This window comes from Micromonospora sp. NPDC002411 (assembly GCF_053592955.1).
This window is the reverse complement of the sequence record NZ_JBSFBM010000044.1, coordinates 20,738-27,785: the sequence shown is the minus strand read 5'-3', so window position 1 is coordinate 27,785 and position 7,048 is coordinate 20,738. Positions and strand designations below refer to the sequence as shown.

Genomic DNA, 7,048 nt, shown 5'->3' with positions numbered 1-7,048 from the left:
CCACGCCGGACAGCCGGACCTCGTCGTCCTCGACGTGATGCTGCCCGGCTTCGACGGCCTGGAGGTGTGCCGTCGGATCCAGACCGACCGGCCGGCCCGTCCTTCCGCAAGATGGCCGGACGGTCGGGCCGGATCTCGCACACGACGTTGCACGAAGCCGCTGCTGGCACCAGGTTCCCTTCGTGGGAGACCACGCGGGAGTTCGTCCGAGCCTGTGAGGCGGACGAGGCCCAGTGGCGACGGAGGTGGGAGGAGGCGCAGCGCCCGGGTTCGGCCCACGGCGTCCCGGACGACGACCCCGCGCCGGATGTCGCCGGTTCCGAGGCCGACGTCGAACCCGAGCCCACCGTGGGCGCCACGGCGACGGGCGACGGTGGGTCGGCGGCGGATCACGGCAGCGACCTGCCGGTCGCGGAGTACCCACACGTCGAGGAGGAGGCCGGAGCGCGCAGGAGCCGTTCGCCGTGGCTGGCCGCCGCAGCGGTGGTGATGGTGGTGGCGATTGTCGCCGTCCTGGGCGTGACGTTGCGGGACTGGTCGTCGCCGGACCGCTCGGGCACTCCTGTCACATCGGCGTCGTCTGCCTCGTCGCCGTCGGCGTCGGCCTTCTCGGACTCGTTGATCGCCGGCGACTCGAGCAAGTTCGTCGCGGACGTCACCATCCCCGACGGCACGCGAGTGAAGGTGAACACCCAGTTCGTGAAGGTGTGGGCCCTCGCGAACGTGGGGAAGGTCGTCTGGCACAACCGTTACCTGGCACGGACGAACCCGACCGCCGACGCCGACGGATGCCAGGTGCCGGATCGGGTGGCGATCGGCGACACACCGCCCGGTGAGCAGGTGATGATCAGCGTTCCGGTCACCGCGCCGAGCAGTCCTGGGAAGTGCTGGGTCAGCTGGAAGATGGTCGACGAGAACGGGCAGGAATTCTTCCCCACCCGCCGGCCGGTGTATTTCATGGTCACCGTCACCGCCTGAACGCGTCCCTGAGCGGCGTCGGGGTGCGACCGCTTCGATGTCAGGCCCGGGCGCTCCCAAACTGACAACACCGCATTCATGCAGGTCGAAGACGACCTGACGAATCTGACAGGCCAACGGGGTACCGAACAGCAGGTGCCTCCTCGCACTGTGATGTCCGTTCCCAACGCGACTCACCACCTACGAGGAGGATCAATCTTGCGCCGTCCCTGGTTAACCGTCGGGCTCGCCGCGCTCTGTGTGGCCGCCAGCGTCCCGGCCCACGCGTCGGCCGCGACGCCCGACGCCACCGCCCAGCGGGCCGTCACCACCGCCGCGCTGCCGGTGGTGGACATGGAGGCCACCGTCCTGGCCGCCCAGATCGACCCGCGCCGCGCCGACAACACGCTGACCCCGGGTGCGAAGAGTTCCGTGCTCGCCGTCGAGCAGGCGCTCCAGGCCCGGAACCTGCTCAGCGCGCAGTGGGTCGACGGCTACTTCGGCACCGTCACCATCTCGGCGTACGCGGCCTACCAGCGCTCGCTCGGCTACACCGGTCTCGCCGCCAACGGGCTGCCCGGCACGACGTCGCTGACCAAGCTCGGGCAGAACCGGTACACCGTCGGCAACCCGATCGGCCCGGGCGCCAAGGTGCAGCGCGACGGGCAGGTCGTCAACGCCCGCACGCAGGCCATGCTCACCGAGGCCCAACGTCTGCTCGGGTACGCCCTGGTGCTCGAACAGGGCTCGTACAACCCCGGTGGTGACCCGACCTCGGCCGGTACGCACGACGGCGGCGGCGTGGTGGACATCGCGGTCACCGGCATGACCGTCGCCAAGCGCACCGCCGTGGCCCGAGCCCTCCGTCAGGTCGGCTTCGCCGCCTGGGTGCGTAGCCCGAGCCAGGGCGACTGGCCGTGGCACATCCATGCCACGGCGATCAACGACACGGACCTGTCCAGCCAGGCGCAGCACCAGGTCGGGGACTACTACCTCGGCATGAACGGCCTGGCCAACCAGGGCCCGGACGACGGCCCCCGGATCCCCATCAGGACCTGGGAGCAGTACCAGCGCGGGCAGTGACCCGCACCCCCTCACCGTTTTCGGAAAGGACACCATGAACATCCGTAAGAGCCTCGCCGCCGTCGGCGTCGCGCTGGCCGCGGCCACCTCGATCCTCAGCGTCGCATCGCCCGCGTCGGCGGCTGCCCGAGACGGGGTCTGCGACAGCGGCGAGTTCTGCTACTACTACAACAGCGACAACGCCGGATCGGTCTCGGACTTCACCGGTTCGCTCGACGACTACGGCACCGAGCAGCCATCGTGCTACGACTTCAAGGGCGCTGGCGCCGGCAAGGGCCTGTGCATCAAGAACGAGGCCGCCTCGGTCTGGAACCGGAGCACCAAGACCGTACGCGTCTACTACAACAGCGGTTACGCCGGTTCCTACCAGGACTTCGCGGCTGGTGCGAAGGGAAACCTCAACGCCACGCTGAAGAACAACAACGCCTCGCACCAGTTCTCGCCGTCGACGCGCACGAACCTGTCGTACGCCCTGTACCAGGCCAGCGGTGGCGCGGTCACGTGCGGCTTCGACGGGTACACCACGACGCCCGGCCGGCACGAGGGCATCGACATCGCCCGCAGCGTCGGGTCGGACGTACGCGCCCTGGTCTCCGGAACGGTCACCTACGTCGCGCGGGGCAACACCGGCAGCGGCGGCCTGTCCACGATCTCCGTCTACAACTCCTCGCTCAACAAGACGGTGATCTACCTGCACACCGCACCGAGGTCCGGGGTGGGCGTGGGCGACGCCATCAGCAAGGGCGAGATCATCGCCGATGAGTCGTGGCACGGGGTGTCCTCCAGTTCGGGTGCGCACACCCACGTCGAGGTCCGGGCCGGCCGGCAGACCCACGCGGCCGTCAGCGTCGGCGATCCCACCCTGGACAACGCCGACCCGACCGCGTTCTGGAACGCCCAGGGCTACAACGAGAGGTAGGACGCCGTGAATATTCGCCAGGGCCTCGCCGTCGTCGGCGCCGTCCTCGCCATGTCCACCTCAATCCTGAGTGTCGCCTCGCCGGCAGCGGCGGCCGTACGCGACGGAACCTGCGACAGCGGCGAGTTCTGCTACTACTACAACAGCAACCAGGCCGGCTCGGTCTCCGACTTCAGCGACTCCCTGGACGACTACGGAACAACCCAACCGACCTGCTACGACTTCAAGGGCGCGGGCAGCGGCAAGGGCCTGTGCGTCAAGAACAACGCCGCGTCGGTGTGGAACCGGACCGGTAAGACCGTGCGGGTCTATTTCAACAGCAACTTCGCGGGTGCGAGCCAGGACTTCGCGTCCGGGGCGAAGGGCAATCTCAACGCCACGCTGAAGAACAACAACGCCTCGCACGAACTGCTGAGCGGACCGACGGGGTGCAGCACCGACGGCACCAACAGCACGCTGCCGAGCACCATCCTGGTCTACCGGGTCGGGCTCGGTCGCGTCGACCGGGTCGACTTCAAGACGTACGTCAAGAACGTCCTCCCGAACGAGTGGGTGACCAGCTGGCCGAACGCCTCGCTGGACGCCGGTGCCGTCGCCGTCAAGAGCTACGCCTGGTACTGGGCGTTGCACTCGACCCGCAAGACCCCCGGTGGGCAGTGCTACGACGTCCGTGACGACACCGGGGACCAGGTCTACCGACCGTCGTCGGCGCAGGCCTCGACGTCCGCCGCGGTGGACCGCACCTGGTCGACCCGGATGACCCGGAGCGGCAACATCCTGCGGGCGCACTACTGCGCGACAACGACAGCCTGTGGCGGCTGGGTGGACGGGGACTGGATGTCGCAGTACGGCTCCCGCGATCTCGCCAACGAGGGCAGGACGTACCAGGCCATCCTGCGCTACTACTACCGCGATGTGGCTCTTTCCTGAGGTCACACGCCGACCGCGCCACCCGCCGCAGTTCTGCGGCGGGTGGCGCGCGGCCATGTTCCTGGAAGCACCGCAGCGGCGTCCCGTAGGTTGGTGGCGGGCGAGTCGCGATGGGCAGAGGCGACTGGTCGCGCCCAGCGGCACTTGGGTCGCCGATCTGTCCACGGAGCTGAGGCGAGGCGGACCACGACATGACTGCGGTATCGAGTCCCCGACCGCCTGCCGCGGATCCGGCGGTTGCCGGGCACACAGCGGCGGAGGAGGACCTGCGGGCACTGTTCGGGCAGTCCAGCGCCGTCTTCGCCCTACTGGCCGGGCCGGCACACCTGGTGGAGTCGGCGAACCGGGCGTTCTTCGACACCGTCGGCCAGGAACGGGCTCACACCGGTGTGCCCCTCGGGGACCTGATGCCCGAACTGGCCGGTCAGGGGTTCATCGCGCTGCTTGACCAGGTGTACCGCACGGGTGAGCCGTACGTCGGCCGTGACGTCCGGGTCATGGTGGGCGCCGGTCCGCACGCGCGCGAGTCGTTCTTCGACGTCTCCTACGAGCCGCGTCGGGATGCCACCGGTGAGGTGATCGGGGTCCGGGTGCTGGGTGTGGAGACCACCCAGGTCAAGCACGCCCAACGGCTGATGACCGAACACCGTGCCCTGCTGGAGCAGATCGCCCGTCAGGCGCCTCTGACCGAGGTGCTCGACGGGATGGCCCGGTGCATCGAGAATCTGGCGCCGCAGGAGGTGCTCGTCTCCGTGCTGCTCGCCGACGCCGACGGCCGACACCTGCGCCACGGCGCAGCCCCCAGCCTGCCCGACTTCTACAACGAGGCCATCGACGGGATAGCGACCGGCGAGGGCGTCGGCTCCTGTGGCACCGCCGCCCATCGCCGGGAACCGGTCATCGTCACCGACATCGCCGCCGACCCGTTCTGGACCGACTTCCGGCAGCTCGCCGACCAGGCGGGGCTGGCCGCCTGCTGGTCGACGCCGATCCTGGCCCGCGACGGCGGTCTGCTGGGCACCTTCGCCATGTACCACCGCACCCCCCGCGTGCCGCAGGACACCGACCTCGCTCTCATCCGCGTCTTCGCCGGCACCGCGGCGCTCGCCATCGAGCGTCACCACATCGAGGAGGCGAAGGCGGCCGCCGAGGCACGCGCCAGGTCCGCACACGACGAACTGGCCACTGTGGTACGCGTGGAGCGCGAGCTGCGCGCCGAGGCCGAGCGACGCGCAGCCGCCTCCGCCGAACTCGCGGCGCGGATGCGTGCCGCCGCGGCCGCGCAGGCCGCCCAGCCCCATCCCGAGCACTGCCAGCTCGGTGATGCCCCCGGATGCACGGCAGCCGCCGAGATCAAGATCGCCGACTCGTGGGGTGACTCGGCGTGGGGCTGTGCCGCGCACGTCGAGGAGGCCATCCTCAACGTGCGCTCGGTGTTCATCGCCAACGAGGAACTCGGTGGCCTGGCCGCCTACCTCAACCGCTGATCCGACACCCGTCAACACCAGGTCAGCGTCGAGTTGATTCGCGTGACGTTGCTGATGGTGTTGTTGGCCCCACCGCACGGGCTCTGGGTGATGTTGGTGCCGCTGACGGTCAGGTTCTGGAACCGGATGCCGGAGGAGATCGGGAACTCCGTTCGCGCCGCGATCCTTATCTCGCCGCCGCCCGTCACCGTCCCGGACACCCCGGCGATGACGACGTTGTAGCAGTTCTCCACCAGGATCGAGTTGTTCCCCGTGTTCGAGATGGTCACCCGGTCGATGACCGCGCCACCGGACTCGGACACGCAGAAGATCCCCCGGCCACCGCCGGACGCGATCACGTTCCCGACCCGGATGTTGGTCGGGTACGAGTTGCCCACCCGGCCGTTGCGGTTGGCCATCCGGAACGCGGCGTACCCGGTGCCTGCCCCGGCGTTCTGCGCGTCGACGGTGCCCACCGTGGCGTTGATCGTGTCGTTGAGCAGCAGCCCGGAGTCCCGAGTGTTCCGTGCCGTGACCGTGCCGATCGTCAGGCCGTCCACGCCGTACGTCTCCACCCCGTGGGTACCGGTCCCCGACACGTACACGGTGTCGATACGTACGTTGCGCACCTTGACCGCCCGATCCCCACCGTGGTTGTCGATGCGAATGCCCAGGCCGGCGGAGAGCCGCATGTCGATCTGCCCGAGGGTCAGGTTGTTCACGTTGCGCATGAAGATCCCGTACAGCGGCGACCCGGTCAGCGTCAGGTTCTGCACCTCGACGTCAGTGGTGCCGCGCGAGTACACCGGCGCCTGGTCGCCCGAACCCGACCCGGTCACGTTGATCGTGCCGCACACCGCCAGCGTCGTGTACGACGGCAGCGACAACCGCGAACCCGCGCTCATCGACCCGGAGCCGCGCACCACCACGCGCTGCTTGGACGTCCGACCGGCGGACAGTGAGTTGACCGCCGCCTGCATCGCCGACACCATGTCCCCGCCCGAGTAGACAGTCGAGGAGCCGTTGCGGGCCGTCCAGGTGCTCCCGCTCAGGACGGCCTCGGCGTTCGTCGACCCGCTGCCGCAGCCGGTGGTCGGTGGCGTGCTGCCGCCGCCCACCGCGACCAGCTGCCACTGCTGGTTCGGGCCGTTGAGGTCGGCGTACTGACTGATCCGGCCGCCGTCGGCCGTGGACCGCTCCCACACCTCAAGTGCCTTCGCGGAGTGGCGGTTGATCAGCCGGACGTAGCCGCCGTCCGAGTCGAGGACCTGGAACTGCTGGTTGGTGCCGTTGAGATCGGACCACTGGCGGTACTCGGCGCCGTCGGCCGTGTTCCACTCCCAGAGGTCGACGACCTTGCCGCTGTGCCGGGCCTTCAGGCGGTAGTAGCCACTCCCGGAGGAGACGAACTGGAACTGTTGCCACGCGCCGTCGTTACGGGACCACTGCTGGATCACCGCGCCGTCTGCCGTCGAGGTGTCCCGGACGTCGAGGACCTTGCCGCTGTGCCGGTTGACCAGGACGTAGGAGGCGTTGGTGTCGATGCTCGCCGCAGCTGCCGGCGGTGCGCCGACCAGTACGGCACCGGCCGCGCCGACCAGCGTGGTGATCATGGCCAGCACCAGGCCGGTACGCCCCGCACGGCGGACCGGCTCGGCGCTGGACGGCCTTCTGGTGGTGAGAGGCATGAGTC

Annotated in this window: 6 protein-coding genes and 1 pseudogene; 6 read left to right on the top strand and 1 reads right to left on the bottom strand. The window is 69.3% G+C overall.

The features are described from left to right. From ACWCO3_RS08480 to ACWCO3_RS08455, 6 genes and pseudogenes are all read left to right on the top strand, one after another. Window positions 1-94 (top strand): annotated as a pseudogene (locus tag ACWCO3_RS08480) (response regulator); the annotation flags it as partial. A 17-nt stretch (window positions 95-111) separates the two neighbouring features. After that, window positions 112-978 carry an NBR1-Ig-like domain-containing protein gene (locus tag ACWCO3_RS08475; RefSeq protein WP_450009167.1) on the top strand — a complete coding sequence of 289 codons (867 nt, stop codon included), beginning with the start codon at window positions 112-114 and terminating at the stop codon, window positions 976-978. A gap of 198 nt (window positions 979-1,176) precedes the next feature. Further along, window positions 1,177-2,040 (top strand): peptidoglycan-binding domain-containing protein, encoded by an 864-nt coding sequence (locus tag ACWCO3_RS08470; protein WP_450009165.1) that lies wholly within the window; start codon window positions 1,177-1,179, stop codon window positions 2,038-2,040. A gap of 34 nt (window positions 2,041-2,074) precedes the next feature. Beyond that, on the top strand, window positions 2,075-2,959 hold the full coding sequence (locus ACWCO3_RS08465; protein WP_358164852.1) for a peptidase inhibitor family I36 protein: 885 nt from the start codon (window positions 2,075-2,077) through the stop codon (window positions 2,957-2,959). 6 nt (window positions 2,960-2,965) lie between these two features. Next, window positions 2,966-3,889 (top strand): SpoIID/LytB domain-containing protein, encoded by a 924-nt coding sequence (locus tag ACWCO3_RS08460; RefSeq protein ID WP_208744979.1) that lies wholly within the window; start codon window positions 2,966-2,968, stop codon window positions 3,887-3,889. A 191-nt stretch (window positions 3,890-4,080) separates the two neighbouring features. Further along, window positions 4,081-5,376 (top strand): GAF domain-containing protein, encoded by a 1,296-nt coding sequence (locus ACWCO3_RS08455; RefSeq protein WP_145780217.1) that lies wholly within the window; start codon window positions 4,081-4,083, stop codon window positions 5,374-5,376. 11 nt (window positions 5,377-5,387) lie between these two features. On the opposite strand, the gene ACWCO3_RS08450 is transcribed toward ACWCO3_RS08455, so the two are convergent. Next, entirely contained in the window at window positions 5,388-7,043 is a 1,656-nt protein-coding gene (locus ACWCO3_RS08450) for an RICIN domain-containing protein (protein ID WP_423437716.1), read from the bottom strand. Between the last annotated feature and the right edge of the window lie 5 nt (window positions 7,044-7,048).

Coding starts and splice junctions, on each gene's coding strand:
- ACWCO3_RS08465 (WP_358164852.1), top strand. CDS start 2,075: ATGAACATCCGTAAGAGCCTCGCCGCCGTCGGCGTCGCGCTGGCCGCG.
- ACWCO3_RS08475 (WP_450009167.1), top strand. CDS start 112: ATGGCCGGACGGTCGGGCCGGATCTCGCACACGACGTTGCACGAAGCC.
- ACWCO3_RS08455 (WP_145780217.1), top strand. CDS start 4,081: ATGACTGCGGTATCGAGTCCCCGACCGCCTGCCGCGGATCCGGCGGTT.
- ACWCO3_RS08450 (WP_423437716.1), bottom strand. CDS start 7,043: ATGCCTCTCACCACCAGAAGGCCGTCCAGCGCCGAGCCGGTCCGCCGT.